General features: G+C 72.4%; 19 protein-coding genes and 1 riboswitch. Of the genes, 4 read left to right on the plus strand and 15 right to left on the minus strand.

The window, feature by feature from the left end:
• The first annotated feature begins 4 nt into the window (after positions 1-4).
• Both ACQSSQ_RS10720 and ACQSSQ_RS10725 read left to right on the plus strand, forming a co-directional pair.
• On the plus strand, positions 5-1258 hold the full coding sequence (locus tag ACQSSQ_RS10720) for a sensor histidine kinase (protein ID WP_431327069.1): 1254 nt from the start codon (positions 5-7) through the stop codon (positions 1256-1258).
• Entirely contained in the window at positions 1251-1886 is a 636-nt protein-coding gene (locus ACQSSQ_RS10725; protein ID WP_431327070.1) for a response regulator, read from the plus strand. The genes ACQSSQ_RS10720 and ACQSSQ_RS10725 overlap by 8 nt, the downstream gene beginning before the upstream one ends.
• Positions 1887-1889: 3 nt before the next feature.
• On the opposite strand, the gene ACQSSQ_RS10730 is transcribed toward ACQSSQ_RS10725, so the two are convergent.
• The 11 genes from ACQSSQ_RS10730 to clsA form a co-directional block, all read right to left on the minus strand.
• Complete coding sequence (locus ACQSSQ_RS10730; RefSeq protein ID WP_431327071.1) at positions 1890-3245, minus strand: serine hydrolase domain-containing protein; 1356 nt, start codon at positions 3243-3245, stop codon at positions 1890-1892.
• On the minus strand, positions 3242-6142 hold the full coding sequence (gene gcvP / locus ACQSSQ_RS10735) for an aminomethyl-transferring glycine dehydrogenase (RefSeq protein WP_431327072.1): 2901 nt from the start codon (positions 6140-6142) through the stop codon (positions 3242-3244). The genes ACQSSQ_RS10730 and gcvP overlap by 4 nt, the downstream gene beginning before the upstream one ends.
• Before the next feature lie 74 nt (positions 6143-6216).
• Positions 6217-6308, minus strand: a riboswitch (glycine riboswitch).
• 128 nt (positions 6309-6436) lie between these two features.
• Positions 6437-7033 (minus strand): MerR family transcriptional regulator, encoded by a 597-nt coding sequence (locus tag ACQSSQ_RS10740; RefSeq protein WP_431327073.1) that lies wholly within the window; start codon positions 7031-7033, stop codon positions 6437-6439.
• A gap of 124 nt (positions 7034-7157) precedes the next feature.
• Positions 7158-7631: a bifunctional nuclease family protein gene (locus tag ACQSSQ_RS10745; protein ID WP_431327074.1), complete on the minus strand. Its 474-nt coding sequence runs from the start codon at positions 7629-7631 to the stop codon at positions 7158-7160.
• A gap of 9 nt (positions 7632-7640) precedes the next feature.
• The gene (ftsR, locus tag ACQSSQ_RS10750) at positions 7641-8366 is read right to left on the minus strand and encodes a transcriptional regulator FtsR (RefSeq protein ID WP_431327075.1); all 726 of its coding nucleotides are present in this window, start codon (positions 8364-8366) and stop codon (positions 7641-7643) included.
• A gap of 16 nt (positions 8367-8382) precedes the next feature.
• The gene (locus ACQSSQ_RS10755; RefSeq protein WP_431327076.1) at positions 8383-8853 is read right to left on the minus strand and encodes an FHA domain-containing protein; all 471 of its coding nucleotides are present in this window, start codon (positions 8851-8853) and stop codon (positions 8383-8385) included.
• A 118-nt stretch (positions 8854-8971) separates the two neighbouring features.
• The gene (gene gcvH, locus ACQSSQ_RS10760) at positions 8972-9349 is read right to left on the minus strand and encodes a glycine cleavage system protein GcvH (RefSeq protein WP_431327077.1); all 378 of its coding nucleotides are present in this window, start codon (positions 9347-9349) and stop codon (positions 8972-8974) included.
• A 15-nt stretch (positions 9350-9364) separates the two neighbouring features.
• Complete coding sequence (locus ACQSSQ_RS10765; RefSeq protein ID WP_431327078.1) at positions 9365-10108, minus strand: DUF881 domain-containing protein; 744 nt, start codon at positions 10106-10108, stop codon at positions 9365-9367.
• A gap of 39 nt (positions 10109-10147) precedes the next feature.
• Positions 10148-10480 carry a small basic family protein gene (locus tag ACQSSQ_RS10770; protein ID WP_431327079.1) on the minus strand — a complete coding sequence of 111 codons (333 nt, stop codon included), beginning with the start codon at positions 10478-10480 and terminating at the stop codon, positions 10148-10150.
• Positions 10477-11325, minus strand: a complete 849-nt coding sequence (locus ACQSSQ_RS10775) for a DUF881 domain-containing protein (protein WP_431327080.1) — start codon at positions 11323-11325, stop codon at positions 10477-10479. Before ACQSSQ_RS10775 ends, ACQSSQ_RS10770 begins: the two co-directional genes overlap by 4 nt.
• 9 nt (positions 11326-11334) lie before the next feature.
• A complete protein-coding gene (clsA, locus tag ACQSSQ_RS10780) occupies positions 11335-11934 on the minus strand; it encodes a cardiolipin synthase ClsA (protein WP_431327081.1) in 600 nt (199 codons plus the stop codon).
• Positions 11935-12099: 165 nt separating this feature from the next.
• On the opposite strand from clsA, the gene ACQSSQ_RS10785 reads away from it, so the two are divergent.
• Positions 12100-12723, plus strand: a complete 624-nt coding sequence (locus tag ACQSSQ_RS10785; protein WP_431327082.1) for a superoxide dismutase — start codon at positions 12100-12102, stop codon at positions 12721-12723.
• A gap of 33 nt (positions 12724-12756) precedes the next feature.
• Here ACQSSQ_RS10785 and ACQSSQ_RS10790 read toward each other — a convergent pair whose 3' ends face one another.
• Genes ACQSSQ_RS10790 through ACQSSQ_RS10805 form a run of 4 tightly spaced genes read right to left on the minus strand, consistent with a single transcriptional unit; the run spans position 12757 to position 16622 of the window.
• Positions 12757-14814, minus strand: a complete 2058-nt coding sequence (locus tag ACQSSQ_RS10790; RefSeq protein ID WP_431327083.1) for a bifunctional copper resistance protein CopD/cytochrome c oxidase assembly protein — start codon at positions 14812-14814, stop codon at positions 12757-12759.
• Entirely contained in the window at positions 14814-15350 is a 537-nt protein-coding gene (locus ACQSSQ_RS10795) for a copper resistance CopC family protein (RefSeq protein ID WP_431327084.1), read from the minus strand. Before ACQSSQ_RS10795 ends, ACQSSQ_RS10790 begins: the two co-directional genes overlap by 1 nt.
• The gene (locus tag ACQSSQ_RS10800; RefSeq protein ID WP_431327085.1) at positions 15347-16018 is read right to left on the minus strand and encodes a YcnI family copper-binding membrane protein; all 672 of its coding nucleotides are present in this window, start codon (positions 16016-16018) and stop codon (positions 15347-15349) included. Before ACQSSQ_RS10800 ends, ACQSSQ_RS10795 begins: the two co-directional genes overlap by 4 nt.
• A 37-nt stretch (positions 16019-16055) precedes the next feature.
• Complete coding sequence (locus ACQSSQ_RS10805) at positions 16056-16622, minus strand: hypothetical protein (RefSeq protein ID WP_431327086.1); 567 nt, start codon at positions 16620-16622, stop codon at positions 16056-16058.
• A gap of 87 nt (positions 16623-16709) precedes the next feature.
• Between ACQSSQ_RS10805 and rocD the strand changes: the two genes are divergently transcribed.
• The gene (gene rocD, locus ACQSSQ_RS10810; RefSeq protein WP_431327984.1) at positions 16710-17894 is read left to right on the plus strand and encodes an ornithine--oxo-acid transaminase; all 1185 of its coding nucleotides are present in this window, start codon (positions 16710-16712) and stop codon (positions 17892-17894) included.

Consider the following 17894-nt stretch of genomic DNA (forward strand, 5'->3'; position numbering starts at 1 on the left):
GGCGATGAGCGAGCTGGCGGCACGGATCGAGCAGCGCTGGGCGGTGCTGCAGCGCCGCGGGCCGTACGGGATCCTCGCCGTCGCCACCCTCCTCGCGGTGCTGACGGCCGAGCCGCTGGGGTTCGTCGCCCAGCTGCCGTACGTCGTCGCGCTGGCGGTGCTCGTCGCGGTCGGCCACTGGTGGTGTGTCGACCGGCGGTGGGACGGCGGGCGGCTCGACGACAAGCTGGGGCAGACGTACGTGGTGCTCCGGACGCTCGCCGCGTTCGTGATGTCGTGGCTCAACCCGTTCTGCGCGGTCTTCGGGTTCGTCGCGTACTTCGACGCGTCTCTCTACGCGAAGGGCCGCTGGGTGCCGGTCGTCCTCGGCGTCACGGCGGTCACCATGGCCGGCTCCCAGTCCGGAGGTTTCCCGCCGTCGGGGACGACGCAGACGCTGGTGTTCCTCGGACTCCTGGCGCTGAACTTCGGCCTCGTGCTCGTCTTCACCGCGATCGCCGGCCAGGAGTCCGCCCTGGCTGACGAGCGGGTCGCCACCATCGCCGAGCTGGAGCGCACGAACGCCCGGCTCGAGGAGGCGATGGAGGAGAACGCCGCGCTCCAGGAGGCGCTGGTGAGGCGGGCCCGCGAGGCCGGGATCCACGAGGAGCGCGAGCGGCTCGCCGCCGAGATCCACGACACGATCGCGCAGGGGCTCGCCGGGATCGTGACCCAGCTGCAGGCGGCCGACGAGGCGTACGACGACGCGGCGGCGTCCGACCACCGCAAGCGCGCCGCCGAGCTGGCCCGCGCCTCCCTCGACGAGGCACGGCGTTCCGTGCAGGCGCTCGGACCGGCTGCGCTCGACACCCTCGACCTGGTCGACGCCGTCCGCAGCCGGGCGCAGGAGTGGACCGCCGAGGCCGGGGTCGCGTCCCACGTCGTCGTCACCGGCGAGCCCGAGCCTCTCCCGCCCGACGTCGAGGCGGTGGTGCTTCGCGTCGTCCAGGAGTCGCTCACCAACGTGACGCGCCACGCGGGCGCGTCGCGGGTCGGCATCACGCTCTCGTACACCGACGACGAGGTCGTGCTCGACGTCCGCGACGACGGACGTGGGTTCGACCCGGCGGGTCCGAACGGGACCAGCGACGGTGGCGGCTTCGGTATCGCGGGGATGCGTCGCCGCGCCGACCGGGCCGGTGGCGTGCTGGTGGTCGAGTCGGAGCCCGGGGGCGGGACGGCGGTCTCGCTCCGCGTACCGTCGGGGTGCCATGACTGAGCCCGCCCTGCGCCTGCTGCTGGTCGACGACCACCCAGTGGTCCGCGACGGCCTGCGCGGCATGCTCGAGGGTTCGTCGGAGTTCGCGGTCGTCGGCGAGGCGTCCGACGGCCCGGCCGGCGTGCGGCTCGCCGTCTCGCTGCAGCCGGACGTCGTCCTCATGGACCTGCGGATGCCCGGCGGCGGTGGCGTGGACGCGATCGCCGCACTGCAGGAGCGCGGGTTCCCGGGTCGGGTCCTCGTCCTCACCACGTACGACACCGACCGCGACATCATGGCGGCGCTCGACGCCGGGGCGACCGGCTACCTCCTCAAGGACGCGCGGCGCGACGACCTCTTCGCCGCGATCCGCGCCGCCGGGCGCGGGGAGTCGGTCCTGTCGCCCGCGGTGGCGACGCGCGTGGTGTCTCGGGTCCGGGCGCGCTCGCAGGAGCTGAGCGGCCGCGAGGAGGAGGTGCTCGCGCTCGTCGCGCGGGGCCGCTCGAACCGTGAGATCGCGAAGCTGCTCTTCGTGAGCGAGGCGACGGTCAAGACGCACCTCGGGCACGTCTACGAGAAGCTCGGCGTGAAGGACCGTGCCGCAGCCGTCGCCACCGCGTACGAGCGGGGGCTCCTCGGCGGGCGCTGAGCGTCAGGCGCCGCCCGGGATCGGGACGGTGGGGTCGTACGGGACCCGCGTGTAGCAGAACGTGCCGACGTCGAGGTGGCTCACCGACCCGTCCTCGCGGCGGACGACCCGCAGCGTCTCGCCGAGCTGGTAGCCGCTCAGCCCGGTCCAGGTGTCGGGGCCGGCCGGCGCGAAGGTGTACGCGCGGCCGCCCTCGGAAGCGAGCGCCAGCACGCTGCCGTCGTACGACATCGTGGCCGGCTGGTGCCCCCAGTGCCAGGTGCCGAGGAGCTCGCGCACCGCGTCCGGCACCTCGCGGGTCGGCGTCCACTCCGGCGCGATCACCGGCTCGTGCGCCAGCACGGTCTCGATCATCGTGCGCGGGAGCCCGCCGACGTCGAGCCCGTACGCGGTGTTCGCGAGCACCACCGCTCCGACGCCGGAGTCACGGTCGACGTACGCGCCGGCGAGGAAGCCGGGCATGGAGCCGCCGTGACCGACGAGGACCCGCTCCCCCGCGACGGAGAGCCGGAGCCCCAGCCCGTACGCGCCCGCGCCCTTCTCGTCCGGGTCGCCCGACTGCGGTGTCGTCATCGCGGTCAGCGACGCGGGGCTGAGGAGCGTCGGACACGCCAGCTCCGCGAGCCACCGGCACAGGTCGCTCGGGGTGCTCCACAGCTGTCCGGCCGGGGCCATCGCGACCGAGTCCTGGTGCGGCTCGGCGACGAGGGCGCCGGTCAGCGCCTCGACCGCGAAGCCGTCGGCGTGCGGGGCGGTCGCCGCGTACGAGGTGCGCGACATCCCGAGCGGCTTCAGGATCCGATCGGTGAGGACCTCGCGCCAGGGCGCGCCCCGGAGCACCTCGACGACGCGGCCGAGGATGCCGTACGACAGGTTCGAGTAGTGGTACCGCTCGCCCGCCCCGAGGACCCGCGTCGCGTCGGCGTTGGCGGCGACGAGGTCGGCGTACGGGCCGCCGGGGCTGCGCTCCCACCACGGCCCCGCAGGCTCGGCCGGAAGCCCGCCCGCGTGCGAGAGCAGGCCGCGGACCGTCGCGTCGGCGAACGGGCCCTCCGGGACGTACGTGCCGACCGTGTCAGCGAGGTCGAGCGCACCCTCCTCCCGCAGCTGCAGCACCAGCGCGGCCGTGAGGGTCTTGGTGATGGACCCGATGCGGTACTGCGTGTCAGCCGTCGCCCGTGCCGTCCCGCCGGCGTGGACGGCGGTGCCGCGCGCGCCGGACCACGCCACCTCCCCGTCACGGACCACCGCGGCGCTCAGCGACGGGACGCGGCTCCCTGCCTGCGCCGCGGCCACCGCGGCCTCGAGGTGGACGGCGGTCGAGGGAAGGACGGGGTGCGCGTCGGGCTGCGAGGTCACTCCGCGAATGCTTCCGGAGGCGGGCAGGCGCACGCAAGGTTGCGATCGCCGTACGCCTGGTCGATCCGCGCCACCGCCGGCCAGTACTTGTCGACGTGGCTGCCGGTGGGGAACGCGCCGAGGTCACGGTCGTACGGGCGGTCCCACTCCCCTGCCAGCGCCTTGAGCGTGTGCGGGGCGCGGCGCAGCGGGCTCTCCTCCACCGCGACGTCGCCGCGCTCGACCGCGTCGGCCTCGGCACGGATCGCGATCATCGCGTCGCAGAAGCGGTCGATCTCGGTCAGCGACTCCGACTCCGTCGGCTCGACCATCAGCGTCCCGGCGACCGGGAAGCTCATCGTCGGCGCGTGGAAGCCGTAGTCGATCAGCCGCTTCGCGACGTCGTCGACGCTGACGCCACTCGCCTTCGTCAGCGGGCGGACGTCGATGATGCACTCGTGCGCGACCAGACCGTGGTCGCCCGCGTAGAGCACCGGGAAGTGCTCGCGCAGCCGGTGCGCGACGTAGTTCGCGTTCAGCACCGCCACCGAGGTCGCGTCGGTCAGGCCCTGCGCGCCCATCAGCGCGACGTACGCCCACGAGATCTGCAGGATGCCGGCGGAGCCGTACGGGGCGGAGCTGATCGCGCCGATGCCCTCCCGGTCCTCCGCCAGCGGCGCCATCGGGTGGCTCGGCAGGAACGGCTTGAGGTGCTCCGCGACCGCCACGGGACCGACGCCGGGGCCGCCGCCGCCGTGCGGGATGCAGAACGTCTTGTGCAGGTTGAGGTGGCTGACGTCCCCGCCGAACTCGCCGGGCTTCGCGTGCCCGAGAAGCGCGTTCAGGTTGGCCCCGTCGACGTACACCTGCCCGCCGGCACCGTGGACCACGTCGCAGAGCTCGGTGATCCCGTGCTCGTACACGCCGTGCGTCGACGGGTAGGTGACCATGATCGCCGCGAGGTCGTCGGCGTGCTCCGCGCACTTGGCGCGCAGGTCGTCGAGGTCCACCTCGCCGTCGTCGGCGGCCTTGACGACCACGACGCGCATGCCGGCCATCACGGCCGAGGCGGCGTTCGTGCCGTGGGCCGAGGACGGGATCAGGCAGATGTCACGGGCCTCGTCGCCACGGCTGCGGTGGTAGCCGCGGATCGCGAGCAGGCCGGCCAGCTCCCCCTGGGACCCGGCGTTGGGCTGGACGGACACGGCGGCGTACCCGGTGACCTCCGCGAGCCAGGACTCGAGCTGCTTCACCAGCCGCAGGGTTCCCTGGGCGTCCTCGCCCGGCACGAACGGGTGCAGGTCGGCGAACTCCGGCCAGCTCACCGGCTCCATCTCGGTCGTCGCGTTGAGCTTCATCGTGCAGGAGCCGAGCGGGATCATCCCGCGGTCGAGCGCGTAGTCGCGGTCGCCGAGGCGCGCGATGTAGCGCAGCATCTCGGTCTCGGAGTGGTGCGTGTTGAAGACCTCGTGGGTGAGGACGTCGTCGTCACGCCGCGGAGCGCCGCGCAGGGCGTCGGGGGCGGCGAGGTCGATCGCCGGGAGATCGGCGCCGGTGATGCCGAACGCCTCCCAGACGGCCTCCAGGTGCGCCGGCGTGGTGACCTCGGAGGTGCTGATCCCGACGTGGTCCTCGTCGACCGGGCGCAGGTGGACGCCGAGGCGGCGGGCAGCGCTGACGACGTCGCCGGCGCGCCCGGGCACGCGCGCGAGGACGGTGTCGAAGAAGGTGTCGTGGACGACCTCGACGTCGTGCCGGCGCAGTCCCTCGGCGAGGACGGCCGCGCTGCGGTGGACCCGGTACGCGATCTGGCGGAGCCCCTCCGGGCCGTGGTAGACGGCGTACATCGACGCGACCACGGCCAGGAGCACCTGCGCCGTACAGATGTTGGACGTCGCACGGTCACGGCGGATGTGCTGCTCGCGGGTCTGGAGGGCGAGCCGGTACGCCGGGCGTCCCTCGGCGTCGACGGACACGCCGACCAGACGCCCGGGGAGGTGACGCTCCAGCCCGTCCTTGACGGCGATGAAGCCCGCGTGCGGACCGCCGTAGAACATCGGGACGCCGAAGCGCTGGCTGGAACCGACCACGACGTCGGCCCCGAGCGACCCCGGAGAGGCGAGGAGCGTGAGCGCGAGCGGGTCGCTCGTGACGACGGCCAGCCCGCCGCGCTCGTGCACGGCCGCGATCACGTCGGCCGGGTCGGCGATCGCCCCGTCCTGGCGGGGGTAGGCGATCAGGGCACCGCAGAGGTCGCCGTCGGGCAACCCCTCCGCGAGGTCGGCCTCGACCAGCGGGATGCCCATGGCCTCGGCGCGGGTCCGCACGACCGCGAGGGTCTGCGGGAGGCAGCCGGTGTCGACGACGAACGGCTTGTCGGCGTTGGCGCGGACGGCCCGGCGCGTCAGCGTCATCGCCTCGGCCGCCGCCGTCCCCTCGTCGAGCAGCGACGCGTTGGCGGTCGGCAGGCCGGCGAGGTCGGCGACCATCGTCTGGAAGTTGATCAGCGCCTCGAGCCGGCCCTGGGAGATCTCGGGCTGGTACGGCGTGTAGGCGGTGTACCAGCGCGGGTCCTCGAGCACGTTGCGCCGGACGACCGGGGGCGTCACGGTCGGGTGGTAGCCGAGCCCGATCATCGCCACGCCGGGGTTGTTCTGGGCGGCGAGGTCGCGCAGCGCCGCGGTCACCTGCGGCTCCGACAGCGCGGGGAGCAGCGACAGCGTCTCGCCGAGACGGATGCCCTTCGGGACGGCGGCCGCCATCAGGTCGTCCAGATTGCCGTAGCCGAGCGCCTCCAGCATCTGCGTCTGCTCGGCCGCGTCGGGGCCGATGTGGCGCGCAGCGAACGGCGCGGCTCCCGCCAGCTCGGACAGCGTGGGCCGTGACGACGAAGAGGGTGACGTGGACGTGTCGCTCATGCGCGATCTCCCGCAGGCTCGGGTGGGTCGGTCAACCCTCCCCCTCTGTCACGCGGCTGTGCGCTTCAGAGTGCCTGGGTCACGCGGTCCTGGTGCCTGAGAGGTTCCGGGGAGGAATTGCCCCTTCGGCGCCGCGACGCTGCGCGGGCTCTCCCGCGTGACGTGTTCGGCCGTACGCGGTCAGGCTACCAGCCGCTCGCCGCCTCCCCGTTGTGAAGGGTTCGCGCGGGTATGGCGACCCAAAGACCGACCGCAACCCTTCAAAACGGGGACGAGCGCTGAGCTGGTGCCGGGTCAGCCGACGCGCCGGTTGCGGCGACGCGCAGCCAGCTCGTCGGCCGGGTCCTCGGCGGACGACTCGGCGCGCTCGCTCGGGAGGTCGGACAGCGTGCCCTCGATCTCGCGCCAGACGCCGCCGATGGCGATGCCGAACACGCCCTGGCCGCCCTGGAGGAGGTCGATGACCTCGTCGGCGGAGCGGCACTCGTAGACCGACACGCCGTCGCTCATCAGGGTCACCGTCGTCAGGTCGTCGGTGCCGCGCTCGCGGAGGTGCTGGATCGCCGTCCGGATCTGCTGGAGCGAGATCCCGGCATCGAGGAGGCGCTTGATGATCTTGAGCAGGAGAACGTCCCGGAACGAGTAGAGCCGCTGGCTGCCCGAGCCGCTCGCGTCACGGATCGACGGCTCCACGAGCCCCGTGCGGGCCCAGTAGTCCAGCTGTCGGTAGGTGATCCCGGCGGCCTTGCACGCGGTCGGCCCGCGGAAGCCGGTGTCCTCGGGGACGGTGGCCACGTCGTCGTCGAAGAGCAGGCCCTGATCACCGGCGGCCTCACGCGCCGCGTCGACACCCTCGTCATGCCGGGTCGTCGAGTTCTGCTTGCCGCCCACCGGAGCCTCCGTCTCGCACCGTCATCTGCCCGTTCAAGGTAGGGCCGCTCCCCCGGGTGGTCAACGACATCCGTCGCGACGCGCCGGGGCGACCCTCAACCTCAGGTCCAGGATGAGTCCTGGCTCACGAACCTCCCTGCTCGAAGTCCTCGGGAGTGATCTCGTCGAGGAACTCGCGGAACTTCTCGACCTCTTCCTCCTCCTCGTCGGGCACCCCCACCGACGACTCGGTCAGCACGTCCTCGTCGCAGTAGATCGGCGTCCCCGTCCGGAGCGCGAGCGCGATCGAGTCCGACGGCCGCGCCTCGACCTCCGCCCCGGAGGCGAAGACGAGCACGGCGTAGAAGACGTGGTCCTTGACCTCCGTGATGCGGACCTCGGTCAGCTCGTCGCCGAGCGCCTCGATCACGTCCTTCAGGAGGTCGTGCGTGAGGGGCCGTGGCGGCACCACTCCCTGCTGGGCGAAGGCGATCGCCGTCGCCTCGACCGCACCGATCCAGATCGGTAGGTAGCGCGGCCCCGAGACCTCACGGAGCAGCACCAGAGGGTTGTTGGTGGGCATCTCCACCCGAACGCCGACCACATCGAGCTCCCGCACGACTTCAGACTACCCCCGGCGACGCAGTCCGTTCTTGACGAGCATCGTGTGGAGGACCACCGAGAGGGCGGCGACGTTGCGTGCGGTCTCGTCCGCGCGTGCCGCCGAGCCGGGATCACGACGACGCCGCAGCGGCTCGACGATCTGCTCCACCATCCCCACCTCGCGGTCGGCGGCGGAGCGGAAGGACCGCAGGTGACGAGGCTCGAGCCCGAAGGCGGCCAGGTCGCCGAGCGTCTTGACGATGACGACGTCGGCCTCGGTGAAGTAGCCCGACGAGGGCGACACCAGGCCGTACTGCTCGGCCGCGTCGAGGAGCTCCTCGGCGATGCCGGTCGCCTGCAGCAGCTCGGCGCGCCGGAACCGGATGTCCTTGGGGCTGCTCGCGAACGTGTCGGGGCCCGGGAGCCCGTCGGACGACATGATCACCCGGGGCACCTGGAGCGTGCCCTCGTCGTCGGGTGCGACGACACCGCGGTCGAGGTCGTCGAGCTTCTGCCGGATGACCTTCAGCGGCCAGTACGTGTCGCGCTGCACGCGCAGCACCAGGTGCAGGCGCTCGACGTCGGCGCGCGAGAACTTGCGGTATCCCGACGGCGTCCGCTCCGGCTCCACGAGACCCTCGGTCTCGAGGTAGCGGATCTTGGAGATCGAGATGTCCGGGAAGTCCGCGCGAAGCTCGTCGAGCACCTCCCCGATGCTCAACCGACCGGCATGCGGCGCGGGCTGGGTCACGCTGCGCCGTCTTCGGTCACGACGCGGCGCCCCTCGCGGCACTCGGGTAGTACACCAGGCGGAACTTGCCGATCTGGACCTCGTCGCGGCTGTTGAGCAGCACGTCGTCGATCCGGTCGCGGTTGACGTAGGTGCCGTTGAGGCTGCCGACGTCGCTCACCGTGAAGCCCTCCTCGGTCCGCCGGAACACCGCGTGGCGGCGCGAGACGGTCACGTCGTCGAGGAAGATGTCGCTGTCGGGGTGGCGCCCGGCGGACACCTCGTCGGTGTCCAGCAGGAAGCGCGATCCCGCGCTCGGGCCGCGCTGGACGACCAGCAGCGCCGAGCCCGGCGGCAGCGCGTCGAGCGCCGCCGCGTCGTCCGCGCTCAGCCCGCCGCCCGACCCCAGGTCGGTGTCCGACGTCGGGGGCAACGAGATGGTCGACGTCGTCTCAGACGGGCTCTCGGGGACGTCCGGAGTCGGGTCGTCCTCGTTCGTGCGCGACATTGGCGGGGATCCCCTTCGCTACTCTCAACCCGTGCTTCAGGCTGACGGCTGTTGCAGTGAAACCTACGTGCCTGCCGGGGGGCGGTCAACCGACACACGGGACCGGCAGCGAGCCTGATCAGGACTCGGTCGTCGCCCCGTACGCGGCGGCGTCCATCAGATCTTCCAGAGCCCCCGGATCGGACACGCGGACGGTGATCAGCCAGCCCTGTCCGTAGGGGTCGGAGTTGACCGTCTCGGGGCTGGACTCGAGCGCGTCGTTGACCGTGACGATCTCGCCGGTGACGGGGGCGAACAGGTCGCTGACCGACTTCGTCGACTCGAGCTCGCCGATCACCGCGCCCGCCTCGACGGCCTCGCCGACCGCCGGCAGCGACAGGTAGACGATGTCACCGAGCTGGTCCTGCGCGTAGTCGGTGATGCCGACCGTCGCGATGTCGCCGTCGAGCCGGACCCACTCGTGGTCGGCGCTGTACTGGAGGTCTTCGGGGATCACGCTCGCTCCTCGTCGTCAACGTGCGGGCCGAGCGTACTCGGCCTCGCGTTCCTCGGCCAGTGCCGTGACCTCCAGAGAGTCCGTCTGATCGACGGTGACCTCTCCCCCGAGCGCCTCCACCTGGTCGGCGAGCCCGCCCCGGAACACCACGGCCTGGTCCAGCGTATGGGAGTCGCCGATCGCCTCGATCACGAAGGGCCGCTTCACCTCGCGACCGTCGATGCGCACCGCGCCCTCCGACGAGTCGGTGACGTACGACTGCGCGATCACGCGGACCACGCCGTTGACCTGGATCGCCTCGGCACCGGCGTCGCGAAGCTCCTCGATCGCGTTGAGCAGCGTGCTCGCACCGACCGTCTGGTCGGGGTCGTCGACCGTGATGACGACGCCCGGTCCGACGGCGGGGACCGTGCCGGCGAGCAGCGCGAGGGTGTCGGCCGCCTTGCGCGTCTCCTCGATCGCGGCCTGGTTGCGCTCGGAGCTCTGCTGCAGGCGCCGTTGCGTCGCGGACAGCTCCGCCCGCTGCTGGGTCAGCCGCTCGTCGGTGCTGTCGAGCGTCTCCAGGAGGTTGACGAGCTCGTCGCGCCGCATGCCGGCGAAGTCGTCGTCGTTCGTCGAGCGGACCTGTGTCACCGCGGCGAAGCCGAGCACGAGGAACAGCACGGCCACGACCCACTGACCGCGGCTCGGCCGGCCCGTGAGGGCGTGCTTGACGCGCGCCCAGGCCTTGGACGAGTCGGGTGCCTTCGGCTCAGCCATGCTGTCCTCCTCTCGGGCCCACCCTAGGCACGGCTCACCTCACGCATGGAAGAGATGCCTCCGGATCGCCGCGGCGTTGGAGAAGATCCGGATGCCGAGGACGACGATGACGCCGGTCGACAGCTGAGATCCGACGCCGAGCTGGTCTCCGACGAACACGATGAGCGCCGCGATCAGGACGTTGGAGATGAACGAGACCACGAAGACCTTGTCGTCGAAGCGCCCGTCGAGGTACGCGCGGATCGCGCCGAAGACCGCGTCGAGCGCGGCGACGACCGCGATCGGGAGGTACGGCTGGAGACCGGCGGGCACGGTGGGCTCGAAGATGAGGCCCAGGGCGACTCCGACCACGAGTCCGAGGACGGCGATCACTTCTTCGGCACCTCCAGCACCTTGGCGTGGCGGATCGTGGACGCCCGGCGCGGTGCGGCGGGGAGCGTGACCTCGTCGCGCCCGCTGACGTCGAACCGCATGCCGAAATTCTGCCTCAGGTCGGTCCACGTCTGGGCGGCGGGCGTCTCGACGAAGTTCCCCGGGAGCGTACGCGGGTTGCCGATCGCGGTCACCACGTACGGGCTGGTGAGCGAGCGGTAGTTGACCGTGATGCCCTCGCCCGCCGAACGGATCGACGACATCGCCGTGAGCCGGTTGCCGTTGATCGCGATCGCCTCGGCGCCGGCCTGCCACAGCCCGTTGACGAGGAGCTGGAGGTCCTTGTCCCGGACACGGGCGAGGGGACGGTCGTCGGCGTCGGGCGCGCTGTCGACCGTCACCCGCAGCGCAGGCCCGGTCACCGCGACGGTGCCGACGACGGCGCGCTGCTCCTGCGCCCGGGCCAGCGCCTCGGACCCGGACTGCTGGCGCCGCAGCCGGGAGACCGAGCTCGTCAGCTCCGACACCTCCTGCTGGTGCGTCGCGATGTCGGACTTGCGCTGCTCGATCTGGCGGCTCAGCACCGCCCGCTCGGTCTCGGCCTCCGGGCGGTTCGCCCGGGTCTGGAGCACCGCGAGGGTGATGAGGAGTGCGAAGAACGCGACCACCGCGATCGCCGCCAGGCGGCCGCGCGTGGTGCGCGCGTGGGGGGCGTGCGTGTAGTAGTCGTCGTCCAGGGGGCGGTCGATGATGTTCTGCAGGAGCGTCATCGAGTTGCCCGTGGCGTCGGCGGACGGCACGCCCCCCGGTGCCGGACCTGCTCCCCCCGTACGACGCTCCGCCACGCGTCTCTCCTAGCGCGCCTTCACCGGCGGCACGGTCGCCATCAGGCGCCGCACCTGCCAGACGTACAGGAGGCCGGCCCACCAGTACAGCGCGACGCCCCAGATCGCGAACGCCCACCCGAACACCCGGGCCAGCCCCGCGACGGTGCCGGTGTCGTCGCCGAGGAGCAGCAGCGGGAACGCGTACAGCAGGCCCGCGGTCGCGGCCTTGCCGAGGAAGTGGACCGGCAGCGAGCTGTAGCCCCGGGTGCGCAGGAACGGCACGAGCGAGAAGAGCATCACGTCGCGCAGCGGGAGCAGGAGCGCCAGCCACCACGGGATGATGTCGCGCATCGCGAGACCGAAGACGACCGCCAGGATGTACATCCGGTCGGCGATGGGGTCGAGCAGCGCGCCGACCTTGGAGGTCTGCCCCAGCCGCCGCGCGAGGTAGCCGTCGAGGTAGTCGGTGACGCCCGAGATCACCAGCACGACGAGCGCCAGGACGTCGGCCTCCGGACCGAGGACCAGCCACAGGAACAACGGCACCCCGAGCAGGCGCAGGACGCTCAGCGCATTGGGGATCGTCAGGACACGCTCGGCACTCGAGGCGTTCGGGGCGGCGGTCACTGGGTTCCTTCACTCGGCTGCGTCGGCGACGCGGGTCTCACGGGCGCCACCAAGACTAACTGCTGGCCGTGCAGGCTCCGCGGATCGCCTGGTGAACCCCGCGCTTGCACCCGGATGAGGGCTGAGAGACTGTGAGGACAACTCAAGAGAATCGATGGAGGACACGTGGCTGACTACACCCTGCCCGATCTGCCGTACGACTACGGAGCTCTCGAGCCGTACATCTCCGGCAAGATCATGGAGCTGCACCACAGCAAGCACCACCAGGCCTACGTCACCGGCGCCAACACGGCGCTGGAGCAGATGGCCGAGGCGCGCGACAAGGACTCGCTCGGGACCGTCAACCTGCTCGAGAAGAACCTCGCGTTCAACCTCGCCGGGCACGTGAACCACTCGGTGTTCTGGCCGAACATGTCCCCCGACGGCGGCGACAAGCCGGACGGCGAGCTCGGGTCCGCGATCGACAACTTCTTCGGGTCGTTCGACAAGTTCCGGGCCCAGTTCGAGGCGAGCGCGCTCGGCATCCAGGGCTCCGGCTGGTCGATCCTCGCCTGGGAGACGCTGGGTCAGCGTCCGATCATCTGCCAGCTCTACGACCACCAGGGCAACCTGCCGGTCGGTCTGGTCCCGCTGCTCATGCTCGACATGTGGGAGCACGCGTTCTACCTGCAGTACCAGAACGTGAAGGCCGACTACGTGAAGGCCTGGTGGAACATCGTCAACTGGGCCGACGTCCAGGCCCGCTTCGAGGCGGCACGCACCAACACCACGACGCTCTACACGCCGTGACGTCGACTGCGCGCTGACGAGGCGCCAGCCGCGTCAGCGCTCGGGAGCCCGGTCGGCCTTCGGGTCGGTCCGGGCTCCTGTCGTCTCCGCGCCCGGCGGCCGTCCCTCGGCGAGCCTCGCGAGGTAGGCGTTGTACGCCGCCAGGTCGGCGTCCTCGTTCTTGCTCGCCGAGCGGTCCAGCCGCGCCGCCTCCCGCGAGTCCGAGCGGAACCACTGCACGAACAGCGCGCCCATCACGAGCACCAGCGGGACCTCGCCCATCGCCCACGCGATGCCGCCGCCGAGGTACTGGTCGGCGAGCAGGTCGGACGCGTACGGCAGGCCGAGCGACAGGTAGTAGTCGCCGGCGATCACCGTCGTCATCGCCATCAGCGCGATCGAGAAGAACGCGTGGAACGGGATCGTGACGAGCAGGATCACGAACCGCCACAGCGGCGCGAGCCGCCGCGGCGAGGGGTCGACGCCGATGATCACGTAGTAGAACAGCGATCCGGCCGCCAGGAAGTGCAGCTCCATCAGCCCGTGCCCGATGTGGCTCTCCATCGCCATCTCGAACAGCGGGGTGAAGTAGAGCCCGTACAGGCTGCCGACGAACACGACCGCCGCGAACAGCGGGAACGTGACGACCTTGACGAACCGCGAGTGCAGCAGCGAGACGAGCATGGCGCGCGGCGACACGTCGCCCTTCTGGCGCGGCCCGGGCAGCGTCCGCAGCGCCAGCGTCACCGGCGCGCCGAGGACGAGCAGGATCGGCGCGACCATGCTCAGGACCATGTGCGAGACCATGTGCGCGCTGAAGAGCACGTGCGAGTAGACGCCGAGCCCGCCGAACGTGGCCCACGCGACCATCACCAGGCCGGCCATCCAGGCGAGGGTGCGGCCCACCGGCCAGTGGTCGCCCCGGCGGCGCATGACGCGCAGCCCCGCGACGTACAGGGCGAGGCCGAGGCCCACGACCGCCAGGCCGACACCGTTGGGGGTGAAACCCCACACCAGCCGCCAGAGCGTCGGCTCCGGTGGGATCGCACCGCCGAGGATCGCCTCGGCCGGGCTCTGGTAGAGGTCGGCCGGGCGCGGCGTCGGGGTGCGCGACAGCGCGACCGCGACCGCGACCGTCATGCCCATCACGATCAGCTCGACCGCGGCGACCCTGAGGAAGAGGAACCGGGCGCGTCCGTGCGCGGGGCCCTCGTCCTCGAGCCCGTCGGCCTGCTCGAGCGCGACGACCGTACGACGCCGGTGCACGAGCCCGAACGCCGCGAGCACGGCGAAGGCGGTGACCTTCGCCCACACGAGCATCGCGTACTGCGAGTCGAGGTCGCCGAGGCCCTGGATGCGGGTGGCCGCGTTGACGACGCCCGAGACGCCGATGATCGCGACGCACCACAGCGCGAGCGTCGAGAAGCGTGCGACGCCTGCCGGCAGCCGGCGGCTCCCCCGGACCGCGATCCAGGCCAGGCCCGCGAGCCCGCCGACCCACAGCGCCGCGCCGACGAGGTGGAGCAGGAGGCTGACGACGGCGAGGTCGTGCGACCCGGAGCCCGCCGAGTGACCGGACAGCGCCTGGGGGACGAACCCGCCGAGCGCCAGACCCAGCAGCAGCGCAGCCGCCCGCACGCTGAAGGTCCGCCGCGCGAGCACGGCGACGAGGAGGGCGATCACCGCCTGCGCGACCAGCGCCCAGCCCAGCTCGGTCCCGTCGAAGAACTGCGTGAGGACGCTCCACGACAGCTGGTCGACCGGGATGAGGAGGAGGTCGGCCGCGTTCAGGGCGAAGAGGACGAGGGTGACGCCCGCCCACACGAACGCCGCGGCCGACGCGCGACGCAGCGCGCGGGCCGACAACCCCTGGACGTCGTGGGCGCTGGAGGGGAGCAGGAACGCCGCCGTCACGAGGAACCCGGCCGTCGCCAGGCCCGCGAGGTCGCCCAGCACCTTCACGACCGGGATCGACCAGCCGACGAAGGACCCGGGGTCCGGGATGCCGGGAGCGGGCGGCTCCGGCGCCGCTCCCCCGACCACCATCGCCACGTACAGCGTCGCGAACGTCGCGAGGAACGCCCCGAGAGCCCAGCGTGCGGGCGCGGCCATCACTTCTCCTCCTTCTCCTCCCGGCGCCGCGGCCACAGCAGCAGCGCCGCAGCAGCGACGACTCCCGCCGCGCCCCACAGGAAGTGTGCGCGGTGCTCGTGGAGGAAGCTCGCGTCGTCGGCTCCCTCGTCGTCCCGGGTCTTCTCGACGGTACGCCCCTCGGTCACGGTGAAGTACACCGAGCCGCTGATCGGGTGCCCGTCGGCGGAGACCACGCGGTAGGAGGCGCGGTACTCCCCCGCGATCCCGGCATCGGTCAGCGCCGCCCGGACCGCGGTGTCGTCGGTACGGGCGTCACCCGCGGTGACCTTCGTCCCGTCCGGCGCCTCGACCGCGACGTACGCCGGAGTCGTGACGTTCTCGTTGAAGGTGAAGACGATCTCGGAGGGCAGGGTGGCGACGGTGGAGCCGTCCTCGGGCGAGGTGGAGACGAGGACGGCGTGGCCGACCGCCGCCGGGCTGCTGACCAGCAGCAGCCCGACGACGGCGATGCAGGCGAGCGCGACGCGGCGCAGCCTGCGGAGGGCGGTGCTCATGGGTTGCGCGGCCTCCGGCGGACGAGGCTCGCCCCCAGGGCACCGAGCGCGAGCGCCAGGACGGCGATGCCGCCGACGAGCCAGCCGTCGACGCCCTCGGACGCGTCGTCCGCGGCTGCCTCGTCGGAGGCCGTGTCGTCGGACGCCGTGTCCGCGCCGTGCGCCCCGTGACCGTCCTCGGTGGCCTCGGCGAGCGTGACGACCGGGGCGGGCCGCTCCGGCTCCTCGCCGCTCTCCGGGGTCGGCTGGTCCCACGCGACCGTGCTGCCGTCGGAGTACGTCTGGGTCGCGGGGAACTCGAGGGTGTCGACGTCGGTCGGCATCGGCCCGACCCGCAGGTCGAAGACGTCGAACTCGCCCGGCGCGATGCCGACGCCCTTCTCGGCGGTCCAGGTGACCGACGTCCCCTCGACCTGGGTGACGGTCCAGCCGGGCTTGGTCCGGGTGGCGACGTACTCGAAGTCGGCGCCTTCGGGGAAGGTGACGGTCAGGGCGGTCGTGCTGGCGGTGTCGGACTCGGTCGGGACGCGGAACGACAGGGTGGACCAGCCGCCCTTGGTGGCGTCCGGCGCGTCGACGCCGACGTGCGCGGAGGCGGGGGCGACGCCGGCGAGGACGAGGGCTGCGGCTCCGGCGAGCATGCCGGAGCGCAGGACGAACTTCTTCATGACAGTGCTTTCTGCTCGATGGGGGTGCGTGACGGGGTCAGACGCACACCGGCGGGCCACGGCGGGTGGCCGTCGGTCCGAGCAGGAGCAGCGGGAGCGGTGCGGAGCGGACGGCCCGCCGGGCGGGGCGGCGCGTGCGGGGCGACGACGTCGACGCCACGAGGGCGGCGACGGCGTACGCGATCCGGCGGGCGGGCCGCGCGACGACGCGCTCGGCCAGACCGGCGAGCGCCTCCTCGCCACGGCGCAGCAGGGCGACGGTCGCGACCGTCGCGACGAGGTGGCCGAGCAGCATCGCGGAGTCCGGGACCGTCGTCGCCTCGGGCGTCGCCGGGGCGGCGGTGGAGCACCAGAGGTGGACGCCGGCCTGGACCGCGAGCACCAGGCCGGTGAGGGTCCGGACGGACCAGCGACGCGCGGCGAGGTGGTAGGAGAGGAGCGACGCCGTAGCGGCGAAGACCAGCACGGCGGGCGTCGACGGGACCGCGCCGCCACCGGCGACGTGGCCGAGCAGGGCGACGCTCAGCGCGGTGGACGCGACGACGCCGGCGCGCACGGCACGCCAGCGGCGTACAGGTGCTGCGGGATCGGTCGCCGGGCTCACGCGCGACAGCCTAGTTGACGCGAACACCGGTGCCGAGAGGGTGCCACAGCGCCTAGCCTGAGGTATGGCGCACCTGAACCCGCCGAGATCGTCGCGAGGGACGAGCGCTGGAGCGCGCACAACTACCACCCGCTCCCCGTGGTGATCCACGAGGCGTCCGGCGCGTGGGTGACCGACGTCGAAGGCCGGCGCTACCTGGACTTCCTCGCCGGCTACTCGGCCCTCAACTTCGGGCACCGGCACCCCGCCCTGGTCGCAGCGGCGGTCGAGCAGCTCGGCCGCGTGACGCTCACGTCCCGCGCGTTCCACCACGACCAGCTCGGCGCGTTCTGCGAGGAGCTCGCGGAGCTCACCGGCACCGAGATGGTGCTGCTGATGAACTCCGGTGCCGAGGCGGTCGAGTCGGCGGTCAAGGTCGCACGCAAGTGGGCGTACGAGGTCAAGGGGGTGCCGGAGGGCACGGCCTCGATCGTGGTCGCGAGCGGGAACTTCCACGGCCGGACCACGACGATCGTGTCGTTCTCCGACGACCCGGACGCCTACACCGGCTACGGACCGTTCACGCCGGGGTTCGTCCGGGTCCCGTACGGCGACGCCGACGCGCTCGCCGAGGCGGTCGACGGGCGGACGGCGGCGATCTTGCTGGAGCCGATCCAGGGCGAGGCCGGCGTCGTCGTGCCGCCCGAGGGCTACCTGGCCGCGGCCCGGAGGATCGCCGACGACGCCGGCTGCCTGCTGGTGGTCGACGAGATCCAGTCGGGCCTCGCACGCACGGGGACGACGCTGGCGCTCGAGCACGACGGCGTCACGGCGGACCTCACCGCCCTCGGCAAGGCGCTGGGCGGCGGCATCGTCGCGGTGTCGGCCGTCGTCGGGCGTGCGGACGTCCTGGGCGTCCTGCGGCCCGGCCAGCACGGATCCACCTTCGGCGGCAACCCGCTGGCCTGCGCGGTCGGCCGGGCCGTCGTCGCCCTCCTGCGCACCGGCGAGATGCAGGAGCGCTCGGCGACGCTCGGCAAGCACCTCCACGGACGGCTGGCCGGGCTGGTCGGACGCGGTGTCGACGAGGTGCGCGGCCGCGGGCTGTGGGCCGGCATCGACATCTCCCCCGGCGGTCTGAGCGGGCGCGAGGCCGCGGTCGCGCTCGTGCAGCACGGCGTGCTCTGCAAGGAGACGCACGGGAGCACCCTGCGGATCGCCCCGACGCTCGTCGTGACCGAGGACGAGCTCGACCAGGGCATCGACGCGCTCGGCGAGGTCCTCGGCGCCTGA

It is taken from the genome of Mumia spirodelae (assembly GCF_050632745.1).
GTDB lineage: Bacteria > Actinomycetota > Actinomycetes > Propionibacteriales > Nocardioidaceae > Mumia.